Raw genomic sequence first — 26,243 nt, 5'->3', positions numbered from 1 at the left:
CATGAAAAAAATCATATTTTCTGTTGTTGCCGGATTGAGTATCTGTCTGACTGTTCCAGCTGCCGAAGCCAGAAGCAATCAGCATGGTCAACAGACCTATATCGTGACCGTAATGACGAAGAAGAGCGGCACGGTCAAGGTGGAGATTTCTGCGAGGAATGTTTCACAAGCCAGGGAGTTGGCGAAAAAACAATATCCCGGCGCAAAAATCGGAGCAGTGCTTCCGAAAAAATGATCGATATTCCCGACTATGAGATTTTGAAAAAATGCGGGCATGGAGCCTATGGCGAGGTATGGATCGCCCGTAACCGTGCCGGGGCTCTTGTCGCCTTGAAAACGATCGAAAAGTCGGAACAGATCGAAAAAGAACTCGCCGGACTCCGCTGTTATTCCCGGACTGCCGATTCTCCGCACCTGATCCGGCTTTTCCATATCGGGGAAATCGGGAATACTCTTTATTACACGATGGAGCTTGCCGATAATCTCAGCTCTGACGAAATTTATGTTCCGGCAACGCTTGGGAATTTGCTGAACCGAAAAAAGCGTTTCACTCCCGCCGAAACCGTTGAGTTGGGAGAAAAACTGCTCTCCGGGTTGGAAACTCTGCATCAAGCCGGATTGGTTCACCGGGACATCAAGCCGGAAAACATTCTCTATGTCCATAACGAACCCAAGCTTTCCGACATCGGTCTGGTACGTTCCGTTTCGCAATCGCTGAGTCTGGGCGGCACATTGGGTTTCATCCCCCCGGAGCGGTTGAAATCCGGTTCCGGCGGCAGGAGCAATGCCGACGACCTCTATGCTCTCGGCAAGGTTCTCTACTGCTGTCTGACCGGCAACAATGTGGAGGAGTATCCCTCGTTTCCGCTTTCATTGCTGAACGATGAATACAGCCATCTGAACGAAGTGATTCTGACTGCCTGCAACAAGAACCCCTCATTGCGCTTCAAAACAGCCGGAGAGTTCAGAAATGCCCTGACCAACGGCATTCCACGGCAAAAACGCTTATGGAGTACGCTTTTCAGAATGCGTTATTGGGGAATCGGCTTGCTGTTTTCGATTATACTCGGCGGTGCTTGGTTGCTTCTGAAACCGAAAATTGTTTTACCGTTTTCTCCGGAGAAACCGTTGGAGCTCGGAGAAATCCAACACCGCACCTACTTTTCTTTGAATGTCGATGCAAACGATCCCGAGACGGACTCATCCCAAACCGGCTACGTTGATCCGGTATTCCGTAAATATTCTCCGCATAAACTGGATTTCGCTCCCCGCAGTCAGGAGGTGGTATTCAACCGTTTTTCAGGAAAAGAGTGGCAGAACATTCATTCCAGAAACTTTTGGTTGTCCGGCAACACGCTTCGCCTCTACGCCAATGCCGAGGGCGGCATACGGTTGATGCTGCCGTTGGATTATGCCTATACGATTCGCTTCGAAATAGACTATTCCAAGCTCGAAGACCTGCTGATATTTCAAGTCGCCGCTCTAAACACTAAAGGCTTCGACCGTTCGTTTTACCAATGGACATTGCTGAAAACCCGAGAAAAATTGACGCTGAAACCGCTGGAGTATCAAGCTGAGAACGGTGAACGCAAATTCCAGATCAAACCGGTCAAACAGCCGAAAGACACTTCCGGCTTCCACAAGGTCGAAATGCTCCAGACTTCAAAAATCTTCCGTCTATACATCGATGGCGAATTGGTTCTCTACGCTCCGAGCTTCTTCCTCGGAGGATATTTCACGATCCTCTATCAAGGAGCGGGAAACTCAAACTTTGTCGAGCTGAAAAACTTTGAACTGCTGAAAATTCTCCACGATCCGAAGTGTCCGCCGAAGAAACAATATAAACTGCCCAACGAGAGGTAAATCGTGAAATATTTTTCCATCCTGCCGATTCTGTTGCTTACTGGATGCACCCAAATTCCGCAGTGGGAAACTCCGTTTCGGCAAGCTGCCGAAGCTGAACTTGAAGATGCTCAAACCCAACTTGAGATGACCTCTGCAATGGCCGCTATCGCGGCCAATGCAGAAGAACGTATGCTTGCTGCCTTGGAATATAAGCTCTCTGTTCTTCCAAAATCAGAGCGTATCAAACTCCTCATGGAGCAAGCCGAATGGCAACGCCTGATGGATCGCCGCAATGCCGAATCCATGGGCGATGGTTCGATTGCTCCGATGATGCAGAGTCAACGTGAAGAATCCCGGCTGAAAAATCGGTTTACGGAACTGACCGTTCCCGAAGAGGTGCGACAAGCATTTATCGCCATGCGGAATACGCCGATCCGCTTTCAAGGGGAAATCGTTACCTTGACTCATGGCGAGTTAGATTTCGTGATTCCTGATAATAAAAAAGATGATTTCACTCTGGAATTCGAAACCATTGCTCAGCTTAATATTCCCTTTTGCCGTGAACTGAAAATGGGGAAAGACACTTTCTGGATCAGCATCATCGAACCAACGAATTACCATGTACGATCATCGTTCGGCGAAGGTACAGAATCCAATTTATCCATTTGGAAAAATGGGGAGAATGTTGCTAATTTTCTGGTCGGCAAAAGAATCACGGTTCAAAATATTTCTATCTCCCAAGGGATGGTAGAAGTGTCTTTTCTTGACCAAGGCGGTAAACTCCATCAGAAGAAATTCGACTGTCAAACCACCAATGACGACCCGGTTCTGATCAATCACTGGACAACGGAGCGGATCAATTGATCTCGTATATTATTTTCGATAATAATTTCTTTTCAAGTTCTTATATTATAATCGATAATAATATAAAAACCGTTCTGAGCTTAGAAAGAAATAGAAGCGGAGTCGGTAATGGGGAAAAGTGTCTTTTCTCTGTAACCTGCAGACCTTTTGATCAGAAGGCTCTGGAGATGAATAGCCAAGAAAGACACTTTTTTAGGAAATGGATTCGTTTTATTTTTTTCAAAAAAATTGAATCGGATTCAGGCTGAAAGGATTTGGTGAACTCTTGCTCTTGATATATTACAGCGAAGAGCGATTTGAGCCAGGCTGAATCCTTGCTGGCGAAGTTCCCTGATTGCGGCGACATCGGCAGTTTGTGGACGACCAAGTTTTTTCCCTCTGCTGCGAACTCTTTCAAGTCCAGCTTTAGTTCTTTCCGAAATCCGAATCCGCTCCTGCTTGGCAAGGCAAGCCATGAGGCTGATGATGGCATCCGCAAAAATGCCGAGGCTTGAAATATATTCCTCTGTGTAGCTGTGCCACTTCACCTGAAAGTCATCCAGCTTGGTCAAATACTCCAAAGTTTTCCGAGAGCCTTCACGAGAAAAACGGTCGAGGCTCCAAAATAACAGAACGTCATATTTTCTCTGCCTTGCCATGGCAAGAACTTTTTTCAAGCCAGAACGTTCATTTGCCGATTTTCCTCCAGAGGCAACATCAGAAACAATGTCAATGATGTTCCAGTTCTGATGTTCTGCATATTCTTTCAATTGCGATATCTGATTTTCCACTGTTTGATCTTCCGTGCTGACCCGAGTATAAATGACACAGCGCATTTTTTTAATCTCCATTTTAGAGCTGTCAAATAAACGACCATTTTTTTGACAACAGTTTTCAGCGTTTTTCTGAGCGTGATTTTCTCTGATTTTTCGATACCCTTTTCTATACACTCCCATTCATGAAATATTGAAAGGCATTGAAACTGAATCCCGACTCATCAAATCGGTAGTGTCGAAACGAAGAAGTGTCATGGGGGTATTGGAAATAAGTTTCCAACCTTTGAAGCCTTTCCCCGCCATCGCCAGAGGCATCAGTTCACTTGAATAGCACAAGCACTGCAGTTTCGCATGATACTGCAAGCATAACGGCATATTGCCGATTCCGATATAAACAACATTGGCTTCCCGCCGATTATAAAGAATGAAGGACATCGTTCCACTGAATCCTTTCAATTTTTTCGAAAATTCCTCCATATCAAGTTTTCCATCATGGATACAATTGTCCGCACAACGAAAAATTGCTTCGGAATCTACTTGACCGACTCTTTCCCAATCGTGAATACGGAACAATTCCTCATGGTTGGTAATGGTTCCGTTATGAGTACCGACACAGAATTGAGTTTGAATCGGGTGATTATTCTCGTTGATCATGGGAGTTCCCACCGTCCGAAACCGAGTATGACCAAGCAAGGCAATAGTTTTATTACTGATACTCTGGATTGCTTCCTGATATTCTATTGATTCAGTCAAGTACATCGCCGAAACCGGAGCTTTCAATATTTTTCCTGCCCCACTCTGATCGGCAATGAAAATTCCCGTCGCATCACGACCACGACGCTCGTTATACCTCAACAACTCTGTGAACATATTGCCGAGAGCCTCCAGTTCTTCCCGAGTCCAACGCTTCTTTCCAAGAATGATTCCACATTGTCCGCACATATCAAGCAACTTTCGATTCAGGTTTGTGTTTATAGCTGGCGCAACCAGGCATATTTTCCAGTAAGAAATGACGCATGGTTTTATATTCATCGCCAATGGCTCCGATTCTCAAGAGGTGAACTCTCAAATCATACTTTGCCGATTCCATGGAGAGGCAACGCTTCTTTGAGGCAGCGAATTTCACTTCTCTTGCACGGTTGACAAGCAGAAGACAATATTGGATATAGGATTTCACCTTTCCGGCATGCAATGTCGATTCAAACCATCTGAACTCAACAGTTCCCCTATACAGCAATGAATGAAAATTTACTCCATGATACCGGCTCGAATGATAGTGCGTATGCCTCATTTCATCAAGGTTATTCTCCCCATACCACAGTTGACAAAGTTCAGTCAGTGATTGCGGACGATGTTTGTTGATATCGGCAATAAAATTCTCCTCTGTCGGCTTTGTGTAGCTATTTAAGCGTGATTGCGAAATTTGGAGCGCATGCAGAATCAGCGGTTCTTGCTTGTAAACAATTTTTGCAAGGTTTCCCAATTGCCGCCCATTGAGGCTGGAGGCATCGACATGAACATGAATACCACAGCTCGAATTGACTTTGCCGCCAGCTTTTCTGATTGCTCGAATCACATTTTGCAGAACTGAAATGTCGTCAGGATAGTTCAAAATCGGAGAAACGACCTCCGCATTCCCACGACCAATCGAAGCATCGGAAACAGCATTCCATTTACGACCGTCAGGAGCCGCACAGCTCCACTTATCATAAGAACCGCCCTCATGCTTGACTTCACCGCCAACCACTGTCAGAATGGCTGAAACGGTGTCTTTTCTGCTGATTCCGATAGTTTCGATTTCAACTCCAAACCGCATTCCTGAAAGTTCTGCAATTTTGTCCATTTTTACATCTTAAAGTATTGATATTACAATAACTTAAGATAGATGATGGACCGCAGATTTCAAGTCTAAATATAGATAAAATTATTAGTATTTTTAGAGCATTTATATAATTATCGATAATAATATAAAACCGTTTCAAAAAGGGAGAATTTAGGGCAAGAAAAGACAGAATTGGAACGGGTTCCAAAGAATGGACAGATTTCAAAAAATCAGTTATTTTGATCCATCAATAGCTCAATGGACGAAATTCAGAAATACCATAAGGGAAGAATTGGGAATGTGTCGCCTATACGGAGAAATCCCAATATGGATAACCTTCGCCTTGAGGCGGTCAAAAAATTTTTTAGGAAAATTGAGTTTCTGAAAATGTCAAAATCGAGGAATATAAGCAAGCTGTACAGATTTTCGATTAAACTTTAAATCTGTTCCAATGGTTTGTTGCCCCACGCCTTGTGAGCTATGTGATCATTGAACTTGCAGTAGATAAGCTACGCTCAAAACCATGTCAGTCTATTGTATGTCTATGATTTGGTGTTTGAGCGTAAGCGGTGGTGGCGGATGGTATCTTTCGCAATTTCGGCATGAAAAAAGCCAAGCAGTGTAAACGCCTAGCTGATAAGATCAAATTGGAGCCAATGATCGGAATCGAACCGATGACCTATTCATTACGAGTGAATTGCTCTACCGACTGAGCTACATTGGCTTATTTGTTTCATAAAGTAACCCGTTTTTCGGGATTTTCAAATTATTTCTGCGAGAAAATTAAAATTTTTTGGGGATTTCAGGGATGTTTGCGGCCGGATATCGCCGATTTTGAGAACAGAATGCGGTATTGCGGTTGATACAGCTCCTTCTGCATTCTCCGCAATTCCGCGTCGTTCAGATGTCCGGCGGCCAGCGTCAGCAGCGGTGCGGCACTGCGCGGCTCGAACGGGCGGATCTGGGGATGGCTCCACTTTTCCGGCGCCGAGTAGTACGGTTTCAGGTAATTCAGGGCGTTTTTCAGCTCCGGACATTCGTTCCAGAGGTCGGCTCCGGTTTTTATCGCCAGTTCCGCCGTACATGCGAAGGCGAGCAGATTGTAGGTGCTGTAAGTCAGGGAAAGCGTGCGGGCGAGCTCTCCCGGCTGGCTCCCGTCCGGGCGGATCTGCTGCCGGATACGTTCGAGGGTCCGTTCCAGCCGCCGGGCAATTTGTTCCTCACGGCCGGAAAAGCGGGAAAACGCGATGACCTGGGCGTCGTACCAGCTGCCGTGGTTGTTGGGTTCGGATTCCTCCTGGAGACCGAACGGATGAAGAGTCAGCCACCCGGTGTATGCTGCGAACCAGCTTTGCAGCTGCCGGTAATCGTCTTCCGTCCAGTACGATGATGCGGGCAGGCGGGTGACCGCGTCCAGCAGAAAGATCAGGCTGTTTGTGTCGATGATGCCGATGCCGCGCCCGTCGGTTACGCCGCGGATGAATTGGGCATGGCGCAGATTCGGGTTCATCCGGGTGGCCGGAGCGAGAAACCAGGCGCGCAGAAGCTCTGCCGCCTTTTCCGCGTGCGGCTCGGAACCGGTCACGTTATGGTAGAGGATCAGCGCCGGAACCGCGGCGCAGAGTTTTTCGAGGCGCGCGTTGTCCAGCGTGTAAAATTCGGGGTTGGTTTCGCCGTCACGCCGGATGTACGGCAGACCGTCCGTTGTCTCCGGATTCGGCCAGAAATAGGGGGCCATGCTCGTGTAATCGTGAAGGTCCCCGCTCGGCGGCGGCGTTTGCTTGGCTGTTACGGTGAGCGGTTCGAGGCCGAGCCAGCGGTCCGCTTCGGCTTTCAGGCAGGCCAGCGCCGCAGGGGCCGCCGGCAGGTCGCTGCTGACCTGCTCCCAGACTGTCCGGGGCATCAGCAGCGGTTCGGCGAAGAGGGCGGCACGGCGGTGCGACGGCGTTTCTTTCATGCGGATCGATCCTTTCCGGCGGTTGCTTCTCCCGTTCAACATATCACTTCCGCTGCGCTTTTCAATCCCTGCGCCGGTTTTCCGGCCGGAAAACCGGCGGCATATTCGGCGTATTGAAAAGCGATTGTGGGTTTCGCCGCTGGTATTTTCAAAGGAACGGTGCTATCTTTATTCCATCAACCGGAAGATGATGAACAGGACGTGGAATCATGATTGATTTAGAGATTCGAACCGCCGTTTCCGCAGCGGATTCAGTTCGGGAGGGCGGCGGCCGATGAAATTGGTTTCTTTTCTTGCGGCGTGTGCGCTGCTGGCCGCGGCGGCCGGAACGGCCGTGGCGGAGACGATTGCGCTTTCGGCCGGCAATCCGGCCTGGGCGTTCGATGACGGTTCGCGCGAATTTTCCGTGGGAGCCGGGGGCGGGCTGACCCGCGGGAACGGTGTGTTGCGGCTGGATGGGGATTTTGCGTTCGGCGGCCGTTACGCCGCCGTTGCTCTCGCCATGGATTATCCGGATGCCGAAGAGTTCCGGTTCAAGGTCCGGACGGCTGCGTCGCGGATCGCCGTCCGGTTTGAGGATGCGGCCGGCCGGATTCATGAACATTCGGCGAAGCTGAGCGGCAGCGATGCGGATTTCCAGGAGGTTGGTTTCCCGGTGGCAGCCTCCGCGCAGAACGGCGGGGAACCGTTCGCGCCGCCGTTGAAGTCGATCCGCATCCTGATTCATGCCAACGGGTTCCGGACCGATGCGGGATTCGCCGAGATCAGGGACGTCCGGCTGACCGGCGTTTCGGGGGCGAAGGGAGTGATCGCCTGCCGGGCGGCGTCGCCGGAGGAGCATTTTGTTACGCCGGGGGATGCCGCGCCGTTCCGGCTGTCGGTTCTGGCCGGCAAGGAACAGTTTTCTCCGGAGGAGCTGCGCTATCGCTGTCTCGACTACAGCGGAAACGAAACGGCGTCGGGAACCGCTTCCTTCGATGCGAAGGAGCGGATTCTTTCGGTGCCGTCGCCGCAGAAGCCCGGTTATTACGATCTGGAGTTCCCGGCGCTCGGGATTCGTTCGGCGGTCGTGGCCGGTGAGCCGTACACCGGAGTCGCCGAGGAGTATTTTGCGATGGATTTTTCGCTGAACGGCCGGAAACGCTTCGACACCGCCGCGTTCGGCGGATTTCTGCGGGTTCTCGCCCGGAACGGAATCGGCTGGGGCCGCGACCGTTTTGCGTGGGGGGAGCTTCATCCGGAGCCGGGCCGTTTCGATTTCGACGGCCGCGGAGAACGCAGTGAGACGCTGCACCGGCTCGCCGGAGAGGCGGGCATTTCGATTTTCGACACCTTCCGGGAAGCTCCGGCCTGGAATCGCCGGCTGCGCACGGACCGGGATGCCGAGGGGAGCGAGACCGGACACTACAGCTACGGATGCAACGTGTTTCCGCGCAATCTGATCGACGCGGCGCGGAGTCTGGCGGTCGTCGCTTCCCGCTGGAGCAGCGGAAAGGCGCTTGCGGTCTGGGACGCTCCCGACGCCGGTTTCGGCAACGGGTTTCCGGCCGAGTTCGTCACCGCGCTGACCAAGGCCGTTTCGACGCGTTTTTCGCTCGACAAGGTTCCGGTCCTGCTGGTGGGCGGCGGGCTGGCCGGTATTCGCGGCGAAGACGACATGCTGTACCGGGCATATGTATCCGGCGGCCTGCTCGACGACGTCGATGCGGTGAGCCTGCAGTCCGGAGAGGAGATTTCGGAGATCGAATACCGGGTCGCAGGGCTCCGGGCGACGGAGCGGGCGCGGAAGAACAACCGGGCCGGGATTCCGTACTGGATCACCGGGAGCGGCGGTTCGTGGACCGACGAATCCGGAACGGGCCGCCCCGAAGCCGGAACCGACCGCCGCATTGCGGCGCAGCTCGTCGCCCGGGCGATCGAGTTCCGGGCGCTCGGCGCGGAGAAGTTTTTTCCGTTCACCGGCAAAGACGATCGCGGCGGGGAGCGGAACTTCGGCATGCTGGACCGGAACGATGCTCCGCTGCGTTCGATGGCGGCATACGCCTATCTGCCGAGGGCGCTGGCTCACCGGGAGTATGTCGGCGATTTGAAAATCGGCGGCGTGATGCGTTCGCGCGTCTTTACGGACGGCAGGGATGCCGTCGCCTGTCTGTACGCCGGCGGCGAACGTTCCCCGCTGAAGCTGCCGGAGGGGCTGGAGATTCTGAAGGCCGCCGGCGCCGACGGGCGGACGCTCGAGGTCCGGGACGGCCTCGTCCCGATGGATGACGGCATTGTCTATCTGTATTGCGACACCTTCGGGCTGCTGCCGTATCTTGAGGTCGAAACGCCCGCCATGGAGCTGTATCGGCTGGCCCGGGGATTCAAGCCTGCGGCGCGCGCCGCGAAGCCGGTCGTGATTCAGCCGGGCTATGAGCTCGACGGCATGCTTTACGACCGCTTCGGCTACCGGGTCAAAAACGGGGAAACGGTTTTGTTCAAGGTATTTTTCAACAATCTCTCCGACAAGGAGGTCACGGTCGAGCCGTATTTGAACCTGCCGGCCGGAATCCGGTACATTGAGGAGAAGAAGCCGGAGGAGGAGAAGGATGCGAAAAAGAAGGCGGAACGGCTCAAGCTCGATATCCTGCCCGGAACGCAGGCGGAATACGTGTTTCGCGTCCGCTTCGATCCGTCGCTCGACCGCCGGGAGTATACGACCTTCTCGGTGGCCGACCGCAACAGCAACGCGACGCCGCTCGTGATCGCGGTCAAGCCGTATCAGGTGGAGCGCATTGCGCTTTCTCCCGGCGCCGGGCCGACCGATTGGATCGATTTCAGCCGCCCGGCGGACTGGAAGTCGGAGCGGATTCCGTCGGCCGGGCCGGATATCCGCGCGAAATTTCGCGCTTCCGCCCGGAAAGGCGGTCTGCGGCTTGAAGTGCAGGTGCTCGATGAGACGCAGGAATGCGATTTCCCGGCGGCGGAGGCGTGGCGCGGAGATTCCGTCCAGATCGCATTGCAGCTTCGCCGGAGCGCCGGCGACTTTTCCGCGCCGGTTCAGGCGTTCTGCGCTGCGCGGTCGAGGGAGGGGGAAAAAATGGTCCGGCAAGCTCCGGGCGGCGGTTCCGGCCCGGCAGAGGGGGCGGCGCTCGCGTTTTCGCGCAATGACGGCGTCTCTTCGTATTATGTGATCGATATACCGGCTTCGGCGCTGGGTGTTCCGGCGCTGGAAAAGGGGATGATGTTCGGTATTTCGCTCAAAGTCAACAGCGCCGCCGCCGACGGGCGCAGCGGCAGTCTCTCATGGGGAGATTTCCGGAACCCGGCGCTGTTTCAGCAGCTGGAGTTTTGAGGCGTCTGCCCGGTCCGCTGCCGCATGGTGCGGTTTTCGGAATTCCGCCGGCTTTGTTCCTGACTTCGGTAAGAAACGCCGGAATATTCCGTCAAACGGTTGAAGCAAATCGCCGGAAGGCGGAAACAAGGAAGGGAGGGAACGCCAATGAAATTGGCCGCATTCGGAATCATACTGCTCCTGGTGCTGCTCGTGCTGCTGCCGCTGTTCGTCTGGTTCGGCTGCCGCATTGAGCCGGGGAACGGTGAAATCGCCGTGCTGATCCGCAAGACCGGGAAGCCGCTGCCGCCGGACGAACTTATCGCGCGCTCGCCGGAGCAGCAGGGGATCCAGCTTGAAGTGCTCGGCGAGGGGCGTTATTTCCGCAACCCCTACACCTGGGACTGGGAGATTCTGCCGATCACCGACGTTCCGGCCGGAAAGTTCGCCGTCCTTGTCCGCAAGTTCGGCCGGGATCTCACGGACGGCAGGATCATCGCTCCCGACGACGAGAGCAAGGGCGTGCTGGCCGATGTGCTCGGCACCGGCAAGCACCGCATCAATCCGTATGCGTACGAGGTCAGGATTTACGACGACGTCAGGATCATGCCGGGCTTCATCGGCGTGGTGACTTCCGTCTCCGGCGAGGACGTTTTCAACGGCGTCCGCAACGAAAACGCCTATCAGCACGGATTTCTGGTCAGACCCGGACGCAAGGGTGTGCTGGCCGACGTGCTGAAGGAGGGGACGCATCGCATCAATCCGTTTATTTACAGCGTCGCTCTGGTCAACATCCAGAGCCAGCGGCATGAATTCAGCGGGGACGATGCGATTTCGTTCCTGACCGTGGACGGTTTTTCGGTTTCGCTCGAAGGAACCGTCGAATTCAATATCGACGAATCGCTTGCGCCGCGGCTGGCCCACGAGGTCGGCAATATGGAGGATATTTTGAAGAAGCTGATTCTCCCGTCGGTGCACGGGTTCGCCCGGCTCGAAGGCAGCAAGAAGGCCGCGACGGAGTTCATCATCGGCGAGAGCCGGCAGGTGTTCCAGACGCAGTTGGAGAAGTACCTGCGCGAAAACTGCCGCAAGTGGGGCGTCCGGATCAACTCGGTCCTGATCCGTGATATCATCGTCCCCCAGGAGGTCGCCGAAATCATCCGCAACCGCGAGCTCGCCCAGCAGGAGGCGCGCAAGTATGCCGAGCAGATCGAACAGGCGCGTTCGGAGGCCGAACTTCAGAAACAGAAGATGCTTGCCGAGCAGAACAGCCGCAAGACCGAGGCCGAGACGCAGCGGATCACCGCGACCATCTCGGCCCGGCAGAAGCAGATGGAGCAGGTCATCGCGGCCGAAACCGAGCTCAAGGTCGCCGAGGTCGCCCTCAAGACCGCCGAGGCCGACGCGCAGGCCGCGCTCAATGCGGCTGAGGCGGAACGCCGGGTCGTCGCAGAACGGAATCTGCGTGAGGCCGAGGTGCTGAAGCGGCAGGTGCAGGCCTACGGCGGAGGCGACGCATATATCCGGGCCATGCTGTACGCCAAGCTCATGCCGGGCGTGAAGTCGATCATCGGCAACAGTGCGGGAGGCGGTATTTTCGGGCTGCCGCTTTCGGAGTTCCCGGCGGCCGCGCCGGCGGAAGGAGGTCTGAAATGAGCCAGGCGGAGGAAAAAGTCGTGCCGGTCCAGTCTCCGGTGAAGCCGGCGGTGATGGCGGTGGCTGTTCTCGGATTCATCGCGCTGGCGGTCTATCTGGTTTATCTGTGGGGCTTCTGCCGCTTCTACGTTCCCGCCGGACACATGGCGGTGGTGACCGCGAAATCCGGCAAGGCTCCGGCGCCGGGAACGATCCTCGTCGAACGCGGCGAAAAGGGCATCTGGCGCGAAGTGTTGCCGGAGGGGCGGCATTTCCTCGATCCGGTCCAGTACGATGTGAAGATCGTTCCGGCGGTCAGCATCCCGCTCGGCAAGGTCGGCATCGTGACCGCCAAGGTCGGCAAAGAGCTCGCTCCGGGCGAAATCATCGCGCCGGACCGCGAAAGCAAAGGCGTCTGGCGCGACGTGCTCGGGCCCGGCGTCTACCGGCTGAATCCGGAAGGGTATTCGGTCGAAGTGGCCGACGCGATCAATATCCCGGCCGGTTACGCGGGCGTGGTGACCTCTCAGAGCGGCAGGCCTGCCGCGCCGGGAGAATTCGCCAGGCCGGGCGAACGCGGTGTGCTGTCGGACATCCTCCAGCCGGGGCTTTACTACCTGAACCGCTACGCCTATCAGGTCAATGTGATCGAGATCGGCATGAACCAGGTCACCATGGCCGCCGGTTCGAACGAGAGCATGGTTTCGACCCGCAGCCGGCTGTCGAATGCGACTGACGCGCTGGCCGAGCTTGAGTCCAACACGCTGAATTTCCAGAAGAAGCTGCGGCGCGAGCGGGCGGAGAGGATGAACGCGGCGCCGGCGGTCACGGTGTCCGACGGGAACCGGAAAAGTGCCGTCGGCGCTTTTCCGCTCCCGAAAGCTGCGGCGCCGCTGCCGGCCGAGGCGCAGATTTTCGGCATCAGCCGCGCGGTCGAATTCCCGTCGCGCGACGGTTTCAAGGTCGCGCTCGACATGACCGTCGAATTCGAGCTCATGCCGGAGAATCTTGCGAAGATTTACCTGCTGTACGGCGATCTGCCGCAGGTGGTCGAGAAGATCATCCTGCCGCAGGTGCTGTCGGTGTCGCGGCTCAAGGGCTCGAGCTACCGCGCGCAGGATTTCATCATGGGCGAGGGGCGCGAGACCTTTCAGTACGATCTGTCGCAGGTGCTCGGCGAAACGCTGGCCGGACGCAGCATCATCGTGCATAACGCGATCATCCGCAACGTCGATATTCCGATCAACATCCTGTCGCCGATCCGGGCGGTCAGCCTTGCGAAGGAGCAGAATCTGACCAACGAGTCGCTGCAGGGAACCGCGAAGAAGCTCGCCGAACTGAATATCGAGACCGAGCTCATCGAGCAGCGTCGCCGCGAAGTCGTGCAGGAGACCGAAAAGCTCGTGGCCCGCATCGCGGCCGAACGCGATCAGGCGGTCGCCCAACTGAAGGCGGAGACCGAACTGACCGTCGCCGAGCTCAAGCTCAAGAAATCCGAGCTGCTGGCGAAGATCGCCCAGCTCAAGGGCGAGACCGAAGTCAAGACCCGGTATCTGGTCGACAACGAGACGGCGCGGGGGGAACTCCTGAAGGCCGAAGCGCTCGGCGGAGCCGCGAAGCTTTCGGAACTCAAGCTGGTCGATTCACTGAATCCGGAGGTCGAGACCCGGATCATCTATGCCGGGCCCGGCACGCTGTGGACCGACCTGAAGGCCGGAGCGCTGCCGCTGTCCGCCGCACCGGAGAAGTGACGGCATGGGGAAAACGGGCCTGCCCGGGAGTGCGGCCCGTTTCAAACGCAATTCTGCAGGAGGCGTCACCGGTGTGCCGGGAGGTGGAGCATGGAGCTGCCTTGTTATCGTGTGAGGTTGCCGGAGGGCGAACGCGAGGTCGATGCGCTTGAGCTGCTTGGATGGCTGCGCATGGAGAAAGTCCGCACGACAGTTCAAGTCGCCCCGGCCGGGACGGACGATTGGCGGCCGCTTCACGAGGCGCCCGGAATCGCGGAGAGCGCGGCAGTGCTGGTGAAAGCGTACCGGGGAAGCCTGCTTGTTTTTCTATGGGAGACGCCTCTCTTCTGCCTGATTGCCGTCGTTTTGCCGGGGCTCCTGCTGTTGTGTTCTTCCTGGAGCTGGCCGCCGTTTGTTGCCTCCATATTCTGGTTGCCTTTCACCGGGACCGCCCTGCTTTACGCATATCCGGATTTTCTGTTCCGGAAGCCGAAGCCGTCGCCGGCGTCCCTATGGCCGCTGCTCCCCTATGTCAATCTGGCATACGGTTTCCGGTACGGGCGGCGTTTGCCTGCCGCGATTCCGGAACTCCCTGCGTGGCGGCGGGCGGCGCTGCAAATCTGCAATGCCGCGCTCTGGATCGCCTTTGCGGGATTCATGCTGTCGCTCTGGATCGCTCCGGCGACCCGTGCGGGAAGGCTATGGGTCGGCTGCCTCCTGGCGGGGATCGGCCTTGCTGAGTCGGCGTTTTACGGGTTCATTGCTCCGGCGGCGTACCGGCGGGGAAAAACGTTTCTCCGCGAAAATCCGGTGGAGCCGTATTCCGGACTTTGGAACCCGCCGCTTTTCCGCCGGTTGATGTGGGGGCCGCGGCCGTGGCGTTCCCTGCTGCGCGGAGTGGCGCTGCTTGCGGCGGCGGTTCTGCTTTTCGGACTGCTCGGCGCGGGACCGTTTCTGCTGGTGAATCACTTCCGGTGGGAGGCGGCTCGCCGCGCTTATCCGGATATTGCGGTTACAGCGGAGGAACTTGCGGCGGAGCCGACGGCGGCCGGAACCGGCCCCGGCACCGGAAGGATACGGCGGACGTGTCGTTTTCGCTGATCGGCGCGAAATAACGGAATCCGATTTGCTTTTTCGGGAGCGCTCTTTATATTGTATGATCGGTTACAACGATCAACAGATGGAGCGGACAGCAATATGAGTGCGAAGAAACTTTATGTCATCGGCAATTCCCATATGGACCCGATCTGGCTCTGGCGGCTGCGCGAGGGGCGTTCGACCTGGCTGAACACCTGCCGGTCGGTCGTGCGGATCATGAAGAAGTATCCGTTCCTGAAGTTCTGCCGCTCATCGAGTTCCTGCTACGAGTGGATCGAAGCGTGCGATCCGGCGCTGTTTGAGGAGATCCGCCTGCTGATCGGAGCCGGGCGCTGGGAGCCGGTCGGCGGCTGGGTCGAGCAGTCCGACACGATCATCACGCCGGGAGAGGTCCTGTTCCGGCAGGCCGAGTTCGGCAGGCGCTATTTCCGGGAGAAATTCGGCTGCGACATCCGGATCGGTTACAGCGTCGATTCGTTCGGCCAGAATGCGGGACTGCCGAAAATCCTGAATGCAACAGGGTTCGACCGTTACGTCTTCATGCGTCCGATGGCGGAGGAGAAGACCATGCCGTATCTGTTCCGCTGGCGCGGCGACGGCGGCAGCGAGGTCGTCACGCTGCGCGTCCGGCAGGCTTACTGCACGATGCCGGGCTGGAAGGAGAAAACGCAGCTTTTCGACTGGATCGACCGGCTGATCGCGGAAGGCGACGAGCATCAGACCTTCTTCTTCGGCGTCGGCGACCACGGCGGCGGCATCTACGAGCGGCAGCTGGAGTGGCTGCTTGAAGCGGCCGAAACCCGCGACATCGAATTTTCGACGCTGGCGCACTATTTCGACACGATCGAAAAGACGGAGCTGCCGGTGTACGAGGGCGAGCTTACCCACCATTCGCCGGGCTGCTATTCGGCCGTTTCGATGGTCAAGCGGCAGTTCGCCGCCGTCGAGCGTTCGCTTTTCAAGGCCGAGAAGCTCGTGCTCGAGTCGCCGGGGCCGGATGCCGAAGCCGATACGGCGAAGCTCGACGACGCATGGAACCAGTTCCTTTTCAACTATTTTCACGATGTCTACCCCGGCACGGCGGTGCGGAAATCCTTCGAAGGCGAAGTCCGCGACCTCGCAGGCTATGCGCAGTGGACCGCGACTTCGATTCTCGAAAAACGGCTTGAGCGCTATGCGGCGCAGTCGAAGAGCGATTTTCTGACCGAGGGCGGCATCCTGCTCTGGAACCCGCTGCCGGTTCCGGTGCGGGCCGTGTTCGGCTTCGACACCTTCGCGGACCCGAATTGCAACGGGAAGCGGTTCGACACATTGCGCGATGAGAACGGCAATACCGTTCCTCTGCAGTGGATTCGCTCCGCCGCCGCTTTCGGGCCGAACAACGCCTGGGGGCGCGCCGCCGCCGTGGTCGACCTGCCGCCGTCGGGACTTCGCGTGTTCGCTTACGGTTACGGCGGCAGACAGCCGGACGCGGTCGGCTTCGAGCGGCAGAAGGCGGCCTTCAGGCGCATTTCGTTCCCTGTGGTCGCGGATGTCGGCGATACCTGGGGGCACGGCCTTGCCCGGCTCGGCGAAACCGAAGGCGAGGCGGAGTTCCTCGGCTTCGAGGAGATCGACAACGGTCCGGCGGTCAGCTGTCTGCGGGCCCGCTACCGCTGGAAGCAGTCGGCTTTCAAGCTCGACCTCTTCGCCTATGCCGGAGTTCCGGAGCTCTTCGCGCGCTGGAGCGCGGAGTGGCGCGAAAAGGACGACACGGTCAAATTCAACTGGAAAACCGGCATCGCCTCGGGCTCCATCGTTTCGGGACAGGCCGCGACCGTGCTTGTCCGCACGCCGGACGAATGCGAGCAGCCGTTCATCGATTTTGCGGCGGCGGTGGATGAAAACGGCCGCAGCTCCGGCATTTTCGCCGAGGCGCTGCACGGATACGATTCGTTCGGCAGCGCGGAACTGCGGCTCACGCTGCTGCGTCCGGTCTGCTATGCCGAGCACCGCCCGTTCCCGCCGCACGGCGACGAGGGGTATGCGGATCTCGGCGAAGTTGAGCAGGAGTTCTGGATTGCCGACGGCCGTCCGGCTGCGGAGCTCCCCGCTGCGGCGCGCGGGCGGCTGTGGGGCGCGGAGCATATGGAGATCACGGCCGCCGCCGACGGTGCGGCCTTCCGCCGTCCGGTCTGGACGGTCGAGCCGCCGGAGGTCATCGCGCTCTGCCAGAACTGCCGCGAATTCCGGCTCTGGAATGCGTCGCAGGAGGAGAAGCCGTTCCGGCTGCTTTGCGACGGCGCCGAACTTGCTTCCGGCGCGCTCGCCCCGGAAGAGGTCCGTTCCATTGCGCTCAAATGACCGGCCGCGCGCCGAAACGCCCATTTCGCCGGGCGTTTTTTTGTGACTTTTTACAGACCTAACGTTGTAAGGAGTCCTCATTTGCGCTATTTTATCAGGATGAATCCACGAAAGGCGTGTGCTTATGATTACGAATATTCTGCTGACCGGCGTCGGCGGGCAGGGGATTCTGCTTGCGGCCCGGATCATCGCTTCCGCGGCCCGGAGCGCCGGGTTCGATGTCACGACCAATGAAATTCACGGCATGGCCCAGCGCGGCGGTTCGGTCACGGCCCAGATCCGCTTCGGCGAAGAGGTGCTTTCTCCGCTGATCCTCGAGGGGACCGCCGACGCGCTCGGCGCGCTGGAGCCGATCGAGGCGCTGCGTTACAGCCATTACCTGAAGCCGGAGGGCGCTGCGGTCGTTGCGTCGCGCCCGATCATTCCGGTCACCGTATCGAGCGGGCAGGCCGTCTACCCGGCCGATGTCGAAGAGCGGCTGAGACGTACGTTCCCCCGCCTCAAGTACGTCGATTTCGATGCGGCGGCGCTTGAGAAATTCAACAATCCGAAAACTGCGAACACGATTCTTCTCGGCGCCCTCTCATCCGGCCTCCCGCTGCCGGACGAAGCGTGGCGCGGCGCGATTGCGGAGTGCGTCAAGCCCGCCTATGCCGAGTTGAACCTGCATGCGTTTGAATATGGGAGAACCCTTTGAAATGAGTCGAGTAGAATTTTTCAACCCTGCGGCGGAGACGATGTCCGCCGATGAACTGCACGCGTTGCGGAACGCCCGGCTGAAGTCGGGCGTCCGCCACGCCGCCGCGAACAGCCGTTTCTTCGCGGAACACTTCGAACGGGCCGGGATCGACGTCGCGGAGTTCCGCGGCCTCGACGACCTTGCGAAACTGCCGACGATGTGCAAGGAAGATTTCCGGCGCGAATATCCGCTCGGGATGTGCTGCGTCGACCGGCAGGACCTTGCCGAAATGCACATGTCGAGCGGGTCGACCGGAACCCCGGTGGTCATGCCGTATACCGCGGCCGACCTCGAGCAGTGGGCCGAGTGCATGGCGCGCTGTTATGCGATGTCCGGCGCGCAGCCGCACGACATCTGCCAGATCACGCCGGGGCTCGGGCTCTTCAACGGCGGGTTCGGCTGCTACCACGGCGCGCGCAGATACGGAATGTTCATCGTGCCGTGCGGCCCCGGCAATACGCTCCGGCAGATCCGGCTCGCGCGCGATTTCGGCAGCACGGTGCTGACCGCGGTGGTCAGCTACGGCATCCGCATCATGGAAGTTCTGGAGGAGGAGAAGAGTTCGCTGCCGGAGCTCAAAATCGGTATTTTCGGCGCCGAAACCTTCTCGGACGAGATGAAGAAACGCCTCTCCTCCGGCCTCGGCATCGAGGTGTTCGACATCTACGGCATGACCGAGACCGGCGGCATCGGCACGCTCGGCATGGACTGCAAAGATCACTCCGGCATCCACGTCTGGGAGGATCAGTATGCGGTCGAAATCGTCGATCCCGATTCCGGCGAAGCGGTTCCGGACGGGGAGGAGGGAGAACTGGTCGTGACTTCGCTGACCCGCGAGGCGCTGCCGGTCATCCGCTTCCGCACCGGCGACCTGACCCGGGTCATTCACCGCGGCAGGTGCGCCTGCGGCCGGACCCACCTGAAGATCGCGGGCGTGACCGGCCGGGTCGACGACATGCTGATCATCAAGGGGGTCAATTTCTTCCCGAAACAGATCGAGCAGTCGCTGCTGAAGATTCCGGGCGTGCATCCGACCTACCAGATCATCATCGAGGAGGAGCACGGCGTCAGGAATCTGCACATCAACGTCGAAGCCGAGCCCGGCGTGACCGGCTACATGATCGAGAAGCAGCTGAAGGAGGACCTCGGCTTTTCGCCGGACGGCGACGTTTACGCCCCCGGCACCCTGCCGCGGCAGGAGGGGAAGGCGAAGCGGGTGTTCCACCGCAAAGCCGGGGAGGGGAAGGCATGAAAGAGCTGCTTTCCGGCAACGAGGCCATCGCGCGCGGCGCATGGGAGGCGGGCGTGAAGGTCGCCTCCGGTTATCCCGGCACGCCTTCGACTGAGATTCTCGAGAACCTCGTGAAGTTCAAAGACGACGTCTACTGCGAGTGGGCGCCGAACGAGAAGGTCGCGCTCGAAGTCGCGGCCGGCGCTGCGGTGACCGGCGTCCGCAGCCTGGTCACCATGAAGCACGTCGGGCTCAACGTTGCGGCCGACCCGCTGATGACGCTTTCGTATATCGGCATCGTCGGCGGCATGGTCGTGATTGTCGCGGACGACCCCGGCATGCATTCGTCGCAGACCGAGCAGGACACCCGGCATTACGGGCGGCTTGCGAAGCTTCCGGTTCTCGAGCCGGGCAGCGCCCGCGAGGCAGTGCGGTTCATGAAGGAGGCGTTTGAAATTTCGGAAAAGTTCCGCTGCCCGGTGATCCTGCGCAGCACGACCAGCGTCAGCCATTCGCGCGCGCTGGTCGAAACCGGGGAACGCCTTCCGGCCGCCGAGGCGAAGTTCGAGCGCAACCCGCCGCAGTTCGTGCCGATCCCGGTCTGGGGCCGCAAGCTCCGCGCGAAGGTCGAGGAGCGGATCGCCGCGCAGGCGGCGGAGGCGGCAGGGTCCGGCCTGAACCGGATTTTCGAGGGGGACGGCGGCCACGGTCTCGGCATTATTTCCGGCGGCATTGCCGCGCTGCACTGCCGCGACATTTTTCCCGAAGCCGATATCCTGAAACTCGGCTGGGCGTGGCCGTTTCCGGACGAACTCATCAGGCGTTTCGCCGCAACCGTGAAGCGGGTCGTCGTCATCGAAGAGGCCGACCCGATCCTCGAAGAGCATGTGAAGTCGCTCGGCATCGCGTGCGACGGCAAGAACCTCGTGCCGCGCTGCGGCGAGCTGACGCCTGTGCGCATCCGCGAAGTCCGTTCGAAAGTGTGCGGCGAGCCGTTTGAGGTTCCGGCCCCGGCGGCGGAGGGATTGCCGGGCAGGCCGCCGATTCTCTGCGCCGGGTGTCCGCACCGCGGCGTCTTCTTCGGCCTCGCGCAGTTCGATGTGATCGTGGCCGGGGACATCGGCTGCTACAGCCTCGGCGTCTTTCCGCCGCTTTCGCGCACCGACATCATCCTCTGCATGGGCGGCGGCTTCTCGATGACGCAGGGCATGGTCAAGGCCGGAGAGAAGCGTCCGGTGGTCGGCATCGTCGGCGACTCGACCTTTTTCCATTCCGGAATCACCGGGCTGCTCGACATCGTCTACAACCGCGGCAATTCGACCCTGATCGTGGTCGACAACCGGACCACTGCCATGACCGGCCATCAGGATCACCCCGGCACCGGCATGACGCTGATGGGCGAACCGACCGCGGCCGCCTCGATCGAAAGAATCGCCGAAGCGTGCGGCATGAAGCGGATCCGGGTCGTGAATCCCTACGATATCGCGCAGGTCCGGGCCGCGCTGTCGGAGGAACTGGCGGTCGACGAGCCCTCGCTCATCATCAGCCGCGCGCCGTGCATCCTGAAGGAGCGCAAACCGCTCGGGCCGGTGCTCTCGGTCGATCCGGACAAGTGCCGGAACTGCAAGCAGTGCCTGAAGCTCGGCTGCCCCGCCATCGAGACCGCCGGAGGGGCCAGGCCCGCGATCAACGCGCAGCTCTGCAACGGCTGTTCCCTCTGCCGTCAGCTCTGTAAATTCGGAGCCATCGGCTGACAGCCCGGTTCCGGGCGAAAAAGCGAGGGGAGGCCGAAAGCTTCCCCTCGCTTTTTCCTGCCGGCGGTCAGAGCTGTTCGAACAGGCGCTGTTCCCGCCAGCTGAGCGTTTCTTTGGAGAGAACGGCGCTCAATCGGTTCGGGATGCCCCACTTCTTGAATCTGACGGCGGTGACGGCACGGAACAGATTGTGCATCGGCTCGTAGCGCGCCTGGCTCGCGATCAGGTGGTTGCGGAAAAGCACCGGCAGCCGGAAATCCTCCGCTTCGAGGATGGGCAGCACTCCCGCCGCGATTCCGGGCCGCGCTTCGGGGAAGCGTTCCCCGAGAGTCAGCAGCCCGCGCCACGCTTCGGAGAAGGTCTGGTAGTCGGCCAGCCGTTCGCGGGCGAGTTCGAGCAGCAGCTCCGCATCGGCGGGTGTGCCGACCCGCCCGAGCAGGTAGGCTTCTGCTTCGAGGCGCGGATAGTTGTGGTTCCGGCTGGTGGCCGGCACATACGGATCGCGCTTGCGGATCTGTTCCCGGAGCAGTTCCGCGCCCGCGTCGTCGCCGCCGATGGCAAGCGCGAGCGCGGCATGGATGGCCGCGTCGGGATCGGGACCCGCGAGCAGCGCCAGCAGGGTGTCGCGGGTCCGGTCGAGGTGTTGCGCGGCATAAAAGATCGCTTCGCCGGGTTTGCGGGTGGCAAGTTCCTCCGCCCAGTGTTCGACCGGGAAAAGGCACTCCGGCAGGAGCGATTCATCGAGGCAGCCCGAAGCGCGCATGCGCTTTTCGAGTTCGGCGCGGTCGATCTCGCGGACGTCGTTTTTTTCGTCGCGGACGGCGAGGGCGGCGGCGTTCCCGGCGATTTCCCCGATCTTCTGGAGGCAGCGCTGCATGCGTACCAGACTGGCGGTCAGGTGATCGACCGACACGGCGCGGCCGACGACGAGGAGATTCCGGAATCTCTTTACGGTCATGAATTCAAGCGAAAGCGGGGCGAGCATATTCTTGCCCCAGAGGCTGGCGCCGACCATCCAGTCGCAGCCGAGGTCGTCCTCGAACGCCCAGTCGATCGAGTGGCTGTCGAAGTTGCTGTAGGCGTAGCCGAACGGCTGCACGTTCCAGTTCTTTTCGATGATCTCCCGCGCCGTGAGTGTATGGTCGCATTCGATGAGCCTCGCTTCGCGGTGACCTGGAAGCTGGGTGATATAGTAGAGCCGGGCCGGCGGAGCGCCGCCGGGCGGGAAACAGTGCAGCGAGTTCGAGTCGATGACGGCGCGGTTCAGTTCGGCGGCGTCGGTGGAGGTCGTGAAACCGGCGTCGAAATTCGCGCTGGCGAAGCGGTTTTCGGACCGGAACACGCGGACGCTCGAAAACGGCTGGGGCTGGCCGTCGGAGGCGCGTCCTTCGGTGAATCCGGCTCCGGCCAGCGCGCAGACGTCGCCGTTGCCGGTTCCGTCGATCAGGATCCTGCATTCGACGTCGGAGACTCCCTCCTTCGAAACGAGCCGTGCGCCGCGGACGGTCGCTCCGTCGTCGTCGAGCCAGACGCCGCAGATGCCGGTCTCGTAACGGAGTTCGACGCCGGCGGCGGTAAGCTCGCGGTCGGTCGCCATGATTTTCGCGTCGGGGTGGAAATGCCCGCCTTCGATGAAGGAGAGCACGCGCAGCTGCTGGGCGAGCGCGTCGGTTTTCTCGAAACGGCCGCCGGGGAGTCCGTAATAATATCCGGAGATGCCGCCCGCCGTGGCGGTGCCGCCCGGCAGGTTCAGCTTTTCGACGGCGCAGACGCGCGCTCCGGCTTCGGCTGCGGCGAGGGCGGCGGGGGCTCCCGATGTGCCGAGTCCGGCCACGAGCACGTCGCAATGGCCGGAGAAGGCGGGAACCGCCTCGCGCCGCACGGCTTTTTTGCGGATCATTTCAGACAGAAGCATGGTCAGGCCCTCCCGAAGCTGATGCCGGCGTCGACGGCGCTGAGCGGATTGGCGAACCGGCCGGCGTTGAAGTAGTGGTGATTCGGCGCGAAGCAATGGTCGTCCTCGCGGACCTCGACCTGCCGCTGTTTGGCGATGGAGGCGATTTTGCAGCTCCGGAAGAAGATCTCGCGGCGGCGGTTCCACGCCTTCAGGAGTTTTTCGCGGGATTCCGGCCAGCTGTCGTCCGCGCCGACCGGGACGGTGAAGAAGAGTTCGTCCGCGGTCCGGCCGGGCCGGAGCGTTCCGTCGGCCGGCCGCCATTCGCGCATGAGGTCAGCCGCGGCCGGGGCGATTACGGCTGCGGCGAGGGCGGCGTTTTTCCGGTTGGCGCGGCCGAAGTCCGGATTGCTGATGCAGTCGGGCGTGGTGTCGATGATGCGTCCGGCGCGGATCTCTTCGCTGCCGTCGGCGTCGAAGAGCGTGACCAGAAAGCCGTCGCCGTCGGGCCGGATCGACACGGTTTCAGTCCAGAGCCGGAACTTCGAATGGTGCGGAATCAGCATTTTGTAGAGAAACGGCGCGAGCAGATAGCTGTCGCTGCGCTCGCCGTCGATGCCGCCGCGGTCGGCCATCGCCCGGTAGAGCTCGCGCGCCTCGGCGGATTTGAGTTCGCTTTTCCAGCCGGAGGTCGGGCGGAAGGTGTCGAAGTATTCGGCGCCGATCACCGCGCCGCGGTCGACCACAAGGAGCGAGCCGCGGCCGGAGAGCGCGGCCCCGGCGCTCCAGCACCCGCTTCCGAGGATCAGGGTGTCGCAACTGACCATGATGAAAACTCCCGTTTTTTCAGTGAAATGATTTTCGGATACGGTTCAATATAGACCGCCCGTGCCGTTTTTCAACCGGATGAAACACTTTGCTCCGGGAACCGCGGGATGCCGCGATTTTTTCGGAAAATCCCGCGTATATTTCTTGAAAACGGCCGGAAAACGCTTATTTTAAATGAAACAGTAGAAGGAAACCCTCCATGAGAAGCGTCCGGAAACCGCTCTGCCTTGCCGAGCTCCATGCGAAGTCCCGCCGCGACGACGGTTCGCATGGAGTCCGAAAGCTCGTCTGACCGTTCCCGCCGGGACTTTGCTCGTCCTTTCCCGCAATGATTCAGTCGTCAAAATGAGCAAAGTCTTATGGATATTTCTATTTATCTTCGTGACCTCCGGGTCTTTCTGATTCTCTGGTTCAGCCAGTCGCTTTCCCAGATCGGCAGCGCGATGACCGCGCTGGCGCTGGTGATTTACGCCTATCGGGAGACCGGCAGCGCAACGGCCGTCACGCTGCTGACGGCCTCCGCCGCGATTCCGTATACGCTTGTGAGTTTTTTCGCCGGACCGCTGGTCGACCGTCTGCCGAAAAAGGCGCTCATGCTGACGGCCGACTCCGCTGCGGCCTGCTGCACGCTCGCGGTCCTGCTGCTGCATGCGGCGGACCGGCTCGAAATTCCGTTCCTGTACGGCATCAATTTCGGAATCGGGCTGGCCAACGCGTTCCAGCGTCCGGCTTCGAATGTTGCCGTGACGCTGCTGGTCAAGCCCGAATATTATACGCGGGTCGGCGGGTTTCAGTCGCTGGCGGATTCGGTGCAGGCGGTCGCCGCGCCGCTCGGGGCGGCGACACTTCTGGCTTTCGGCGGACTTGCTTCGGTGCTGGCGGTCGATCTCGCGGCATTCGTTTTCGCATTTGCGGCTCTGGCTCTGGCGGTCCCTGTTCCGGAACGGCGGCCGGCGGATTCCGGCGCGTTCCGTTTTTTCGCCGAATGCCGCGAGGGGTGGCGCTTTTTGCGGCGGAATCGGCCGCTGCTGACGCTGCTCGTCTTTATGGCGCAGGTGAATCTGCTTGCGTCGCTGAGCTATTTCAGCATTCTTCCGGCCATGATTCTCGCGCGGACCGGCGGAAGCGAACTCATGCTCGGCATCGTGAACGCCGTGATCGGCGCCGGCGGCATCGCGGGCGGCTGCCTCGTCGCGCTGCTGCCGCCGCCGCGGAACAGGGTGCGGGTCATCTTTCTCGGCTGCGCCGTCTCGTTCCTGGCCGGCGACCCGTTTTTCGCGGCCGGGCGCAGCCTCGCGTTCTGGATTCCGGCCGCCCTGCTCGGAAACCTGCCGCTGCCGTTCGTCATCGCCTGCGATCTTGCGATCTTCCGCGCGAAGGTGCCGGTCGCGATGCAGGGGAGGATTTTCGCGCTGCGCAGCGCCCTGCAGTTCGGCACCATGCCGCTCGGCTATCTGGCCGGAGGGCTGCTCGCCGACCGGGTTTTCGAGCCGTTCATGGCGGGCGGCTCCGCCGGGGCGAAGCTGCTGGAACATATCGTCGGCGGAGGACCCGGTTCCGGCATGGCGGTCATGTTCCTGCTCTCCGGCACGGCCGGCGTGGCGGCGAGCCTTCTTTTCTGCCGCGTTCGGGGACTCGCTTCATTGAACGCGCCGGAACAATTTACGGCTGAAAATCCGGGGCGGGATCTTGCATAATCGCGCGGGAAAGCGTATATTCTGTAAGGAACGAAAGTGACCGTATGTAACGGTTTCAAGACTGAAACAGGGAGTTGAAAATGAGTTTTTCGATGGTTTGCGACACGGTTCTCGCGCAGCTGGAGAAGATCCGCATCGTGCCGGTGCTCGTGCTGAACGATCTCGACACGGGCCTCAAGATGTGCGAAGTCCTGTCGGAGTGCGGGCTGCCGGCGGCGGAGATCACCTTCCGCACCCAGGCGGCGGCTTCGATCATCAAGGCGGCGTCGGAGCGTTTTCCGGAGCTCTATCTCGGCGCCGGGACGATCCTGAATGTGGCGGATCTCAAGCGGGCGTTCGATTCGGGCGCGAAATTCGCGGTCGCACCGGGCTTCAACCCGACCGTGGTTCGCGCCGCCGTCGAAAGCCATTTCGCGTTCGCGCCCGGCGTCTGCACGCCGTCCGAGGCCGAGCAGGCGATGGAGTTCGGCTGCCGCTTCCTGAAATTCTTCCCGGCCGAAGCCGCGGGCGGAACCAAGATGCTGAAGTCGATCATTGCGCCGTACAAACATCTCGGCGTGCGCTTCATGCCGACGGGCGGGGTCACGACCGCGAACGTCATGGAGTATCTGAGCGTAAAGGAGGTCGTCGCGGTCGGCGGCACCTGGCTCGGCAAGGCCGACGACATCGCGGCCGGGAACTGGGACAAGATCCGCGAGACCGTGAAGCAGGCGGTCGCGCTCAAGGAGGGAAAATAAG

General features: G+C 59.4%; 19 protein-coding genes and 1 tRNA gene. 13 read left to right on the top strand and 7 right to left on the bottom strand.

Annotation, left to right across the window (positions count from 1 at the left end; translation table 11 throughout):
- Position 1 precedes the first annotated feature (1 nt).
- Genes FYJ85_RS01175 through FYJ85_RS01165 form a run of 3 tightly spaced genes read left to right on the top strand, consistent with a single transcriptional unit; the run spans position 2 to position 2,709 of the window.
- A complete protein-coding gene (locus FYJ85_RS01175; protein ID WP_154416722.1) occupies positions 2-235 on the top strand; it encodes a hypothetical protein in 234 nt (77 codons plus the stop codon).
- Positions 232-1,863 carry a serine/threonine-protein kinase gene (locus tag FYJ85_RS01170; protein WP_154416721.1) on the top strand — a complete coding sequence of 544 codons (1,632 nt, stop codon included), beginning with the start codon at positions 232-234 and terminating at the stop codon, positions 1,861-1,863. Before FYJ85_RS01175 ends, FYJ85_RS01170 begins: the two co-directional genes overlap by 4 nt.
- A gap of 3 nt (positions 1,864-1,866) precedes the next feature.
- Positions 1,867-2,709, top strand: a complete 843-nt coding sequence (locus FYJ85_RS01165; protein WP_154416720.1) for a lysozyme inhibitor LprI family protein — start codon at positions 1,867-1,869, stop codon at positions 2,707-2,709.
- 239 nt (positions 2,710-2,948) lie between these two features.
- Here the strand turns inward: FYJ85_RS01165 and FYJ85_RS01160 are convergent, their stop codons facing one another.
- The 5 genes from FYJ85_RS01160 to FYJ85_RS01140 all read right to left on the bottom strand — a co-directional run bounded on the left by FYJ85_RS01160 (position 2,949) and on the right by FYJ85_RS01140 (position 7,285).
- Positions 2,949-3,638 (bottom strand): recombinase family protein, encoded by a 690-nt coding sequence (locus tag FYJ85_RS01160; RefSeq protein ID WP_206212912.1) that lies wholly within the window; start codon positions 3,636-3,638, stop codon positions 2,949-2,951.
- 6 nt (positions 3,639-3,644) lie between these two features.
- On the bottom strand, positions 3,645-4,406 hold the full coding sequence (locus FYJ85_RS01155) for a class II glutamine amidotransferase (protein WP_206212911.1): 762 nt from the start codon (positions 4,404-4,406) through the stop codon (positions 3,645-3,647).
- A gap of 1 nt (position 4,407) precedes the next feature.
- Positions 4,408-5,307: an amidoligase family protein gene (locus FYJ85_RS01150; protein WP_154416717.1), complete on the bottom strand. Its 900-nt coding sequence runs from the start codon at positions 5,305-5,307 to the stop codon at positions 4,408-4,410.
- 627 nt (positions 5,308-5,934) lie between these two features.
- Positions 5,935-6,010: transfer RNA gene (locus FYJ85_RS01145), tRNA-Thr, on the bottom strand.
- A 78-nt stretch (positions 6,011-6,088) separates the two neighbouring features.
- A complete protein-coding gene (locus FYJ85_RS01140) occupies positions 6,089-7,285 on the bottom strand; it encodes an alginate lyase family protein (RefSeq protein WP_154416716.1) in 1,197 nt (398 codons plus the stop codon).
- A gap of 232 nt (positions 7,286-7,517) precedes the next feature.
- On the opposite strand from FYJ85_RS01140, the gene FYJ85_RS01135 reads away from it, so the two are divergent.
- The 8 genes from FYJ85_RS01135 (at position 7,518) to iorA (ending at position 21,086) form a co-directional block, all read left to right on the top strand.
- Positions 7,518-10,577 carry a DOMON domain-containing protein gene (locus FYJ85_RS01135; RefSeq protein WP_154416715.1) on the top strand — a complete coding sequence of 1,020 codons (3,060 nt, stop codon included), beginning with the start codon at positions 7,518-7,520 and terminating at the stop codon, positions 10,575-10,577.
- 147 nt (positions 10,578-10,724) lie between these two features.
- Entirely contained in the window at positions 10,725-12,212 is a 1,488-nt protein-coding gene (locus FYJ85_RS01130; RefSeq protein ID WP_106053194.1) for an SPFH domain-containing protein, read from the top strand.
- The gene (locus tag FYJ85_RS01125; RefSeq protein WP_154416714.1) at positions 12,209-13,942 is read left to right on the top strand and encodes an SPFH domain-containing protein; all 1,734 of its coding nucleotides are present in this window, start codon (positions 12,209-12,211) and stop codon (positions 13,940-13,942) included. Before FYJ85_RS01130 ends, FYJ85_RS01125 begins: the two co-directional genes overlap by 4 nt.
- A 90-nt stretch (positions 13,943-14,032) precedes the next feature.
- Positions 14,033-15,022 (top strand): hypothetical protein, encoded by a 990-nt coding sequence (locus FYJ85_RS01120; protein ID WP_154416713.1) that lies wholly within the window; start codon positions 14,033-14,035, stop codon positions 15,020-15,022.
- Positions 15,023-15,118: 96 nt separating this feature from the next.
- Positions 15,119-17,362, top strand: a complete 2,244-nt coding sequence (locus FYJ85_RS01115; RefSeq protein ID WP_154416712.1) for a glycoside hydrolase family 38 N-terminal domain-containing protein — start codon at positions 15,119-15,121, stop codon at positions 17,360-17,362.
- Positions 17,363-17,486: 124 nt separating this feature from the next.
- Entirely contained in the window at positions 17,487-18,059 is a 573-nt protein-coding gene (locus FYJ85_RS01110) for an indolepyruvate oxidoreductase subunit beta (RefSeq protein WP_106053190.1), read from the top strand.
- Between the two features lies 1 nt (position 18,060).
- Positions 18,061-19,353 carry a phenylacetate--CoA ligase family protein gene (locus FYJ85_RS01105; RefSeq protein ID WP_154416711.1) on the top strand — a complete coding sequence of 431 codons (1,293 nt, stop codon included), beginning with the start codon at positions 18,061-18,063 and terminating at the stop codon, positions 19,351-19,353.
- Entirely contained in the window at positions 19,350-21,086 is a 1,737-nt protein-coding gene (iorA, locus tag FYJ85_RS01100; protein ID WP_154416710.1) for an indolepyruvate ferredoxin oxidoreductase subunit alpha, read from the top strand. The genes FYJ85_RS01105 and iorA overlap by 4 nt, the downstream gene beginning before the upstream one ends.
- Before the next feature lie 67 nt (positions 21,087-21,153).
- On the opposite strand, the gene FYJ85_RS01095 is transcribed toward iorA, so the two are convergent.
- The gene (locus FYJ85_RS01095; protein WP_206212910.1) at positions 21,154-23,001 is read right to left on the bottom strand and encodes an FAD-dependent oxidoreductase; all 1,848 of its coding nucleotides are present in this window, start codon (positions 22,999-23,001) and stop codon (positions 21,154-21,156) included.
- A 2-nt stretch (positions 23,002-23,003) separates the two neighbouring features.
- Complete coding sequence (locus FYJ85_RS22885; protein ID WP_206212909.1) at positions 23,004-23,807, bottom strand: FAD-dependent oxidoreductase; 804 nt, start codon at positions 23,805-23,807, stop codon at positions 23,004-23,006.
- Between the two features lie 360 nt (positions 23,808-24,167).
- Between FYJ85_RS22885 and FYJ85_RS01090 the strand changes: the two genes are divergently transcribed.
- Both FYJ85_RS01090 and eda read left to right on the top strand, forming a co-directional pair.
- Positions 24,168-25,505, top strand: a complete 1,338-nt coding sequence (locus tag FYJ85_RS01090; RefSeq protein WP_106053186.1) for an MFS transporter — start codon at positions 24,168-24,170, stop codon at positions 25,503-25,505.
- 80 nt (positions 25,506-25,585) lie between these two features.
- Complete coding sequence (gene eda / locus FYJ85_RS01085) at positions 25,586-26,242, top strand: bifunctional 4-hydroxy-2-oxoglutarate aldolase/2-dehydro-3-deoxy-phosphogluconate aldolase (protein WP_154416708.1); 657 nt, start codon at positions 25,586-25,588, stop codon at positions 26,240-26,242.
- Position 26,243: the final 1 nt, after the last annotated feature.

Source organism: Victivallis lenta (genome assembly GCF_009695545.1).
GTDB classification, from domain to species: Bacteria; Verrucomicrobiota; Lentisphaeria; order Victivallales; family Victivallaceae; genus Victivallis; species Victivallis lenta.
This window is presented reverse-complemented; position numbering and strand designations above follow the sequence as displayed.

Coding starts and splice junctions, on each gene's coding strand:
- FYJ85_RS01175 (WP_154416722.1), top strand. CDS start 2: ATGAAAAAAATCATATTTTCTGTTGTTGCCGGATTGAGTATCTGTCTG.
- FYJ85_RS01170 (WP_154416721.1), top strand. CDS start 232: ATGATCGATATTCCCGACTATGAGATTTTGAAAAAATGCGGGCATGGA.
- FYJ85_RS01155 (WP_206212911.1), bottom strand. CDS start 4,406: ATGTGCGGACAATGTGGAATCATTCTTGGAAAGAAGCGTTGGACTCGG.
- FYJ85_RS01150 (WP_154416717.1), bottom strand. CDS start 5,307: ATGGACAAAATTGCAGAACTTTCAGGAATGCGGTTTGGAGTTGAAATC.
- FYJ85_RS01140 (WP_154416716.1), bottom strand. CDS start 7,285: ATGTTGAACGGGAGAAGCAACCGCCGGAAAGGATCGATCCGCATGAAA.
- FYJ85_RS01135 (WP_154416715.1), top strand. CDS start 7,518: ATGAAATTGGTTTCTTTTCTTGCGGCGTGTGCGCTGCTGGCCGCGGCG.
- FYJ85_RS01130 (WP_106053194.1), top strand. CDS start 10,725: ATGAAATTGGCCGCATTCGGAATCATACTGCTCCTGGTGCTGCTCGTG.
- FYJ85_RS01125 (WP_154416714.1), top strand. CDS start 12,209: ATGAGCCAGGCGGAGGAAAAAGTCGTGCCGGTCCAGTCTCCGGTGAAG.
- FYJ85_RS01120 (WP_154416713.1), top strand. CDS start 14,033: ATGGAGCTGCCTTGTTATCGTGTGAGGTTGCCGGAGGGCGAACGCGAG.
- FYJ85_RS01115 (WP_154416712.1), top strand. CDS start 15,119: ATGAGTGCGAAGAAACTTTATGTCATCGGCAATTCCCATATGGACCCG.
- FYJ85_RS01110 (WP_106053190.1), top strand. CDS start 17,487: ATGATTACGAATATTCTGCTGACCGGCGTCGGCGGGCAGGGGATTCTG.
- FYJ85_RS01105 (WP_154416711.1), top strand. CDS start 18,061: ATGAGTCGAGTAGAATTTTTCAACCCTGCGGCGGAGACGATGTCCGCC.
- iorA (WP_154416710.1), top strand. CDS start 19,350: ATGAAAGAGCTGCTTTCCGGCAACGAGGCCATCGCGCGCGGCGCATGG.
- FYJ85_RS01095 (WP_206212910.1), bottom strand. CDS start 23,001: ATGCTTCTGTCTGAAATGATCCGCAAAAAAGCCGTGCGGCGCGAGGCG.
- FYJ85_RS22885 (WP_206212909.1), bottom strand. CDS start 23,807: ATGGTCAGTTGCGACACCCTGATCCTCGGAAGCGGGTGCTGGAGCGCC.
- FYJ85_RS01090 (WP_106053186.1), top strand. CDS start 24,168: ATGGATATTTCTATTTATCTTCGTGACCTCCGGGTCTTTCTGATTCTC.
- eda (WP_154416708.1), top strand. CDS start 25,586: ATGAGTTTTTCGATGGTTTGCGACACGGTTCTCGCGCAGCTGGAGAAG.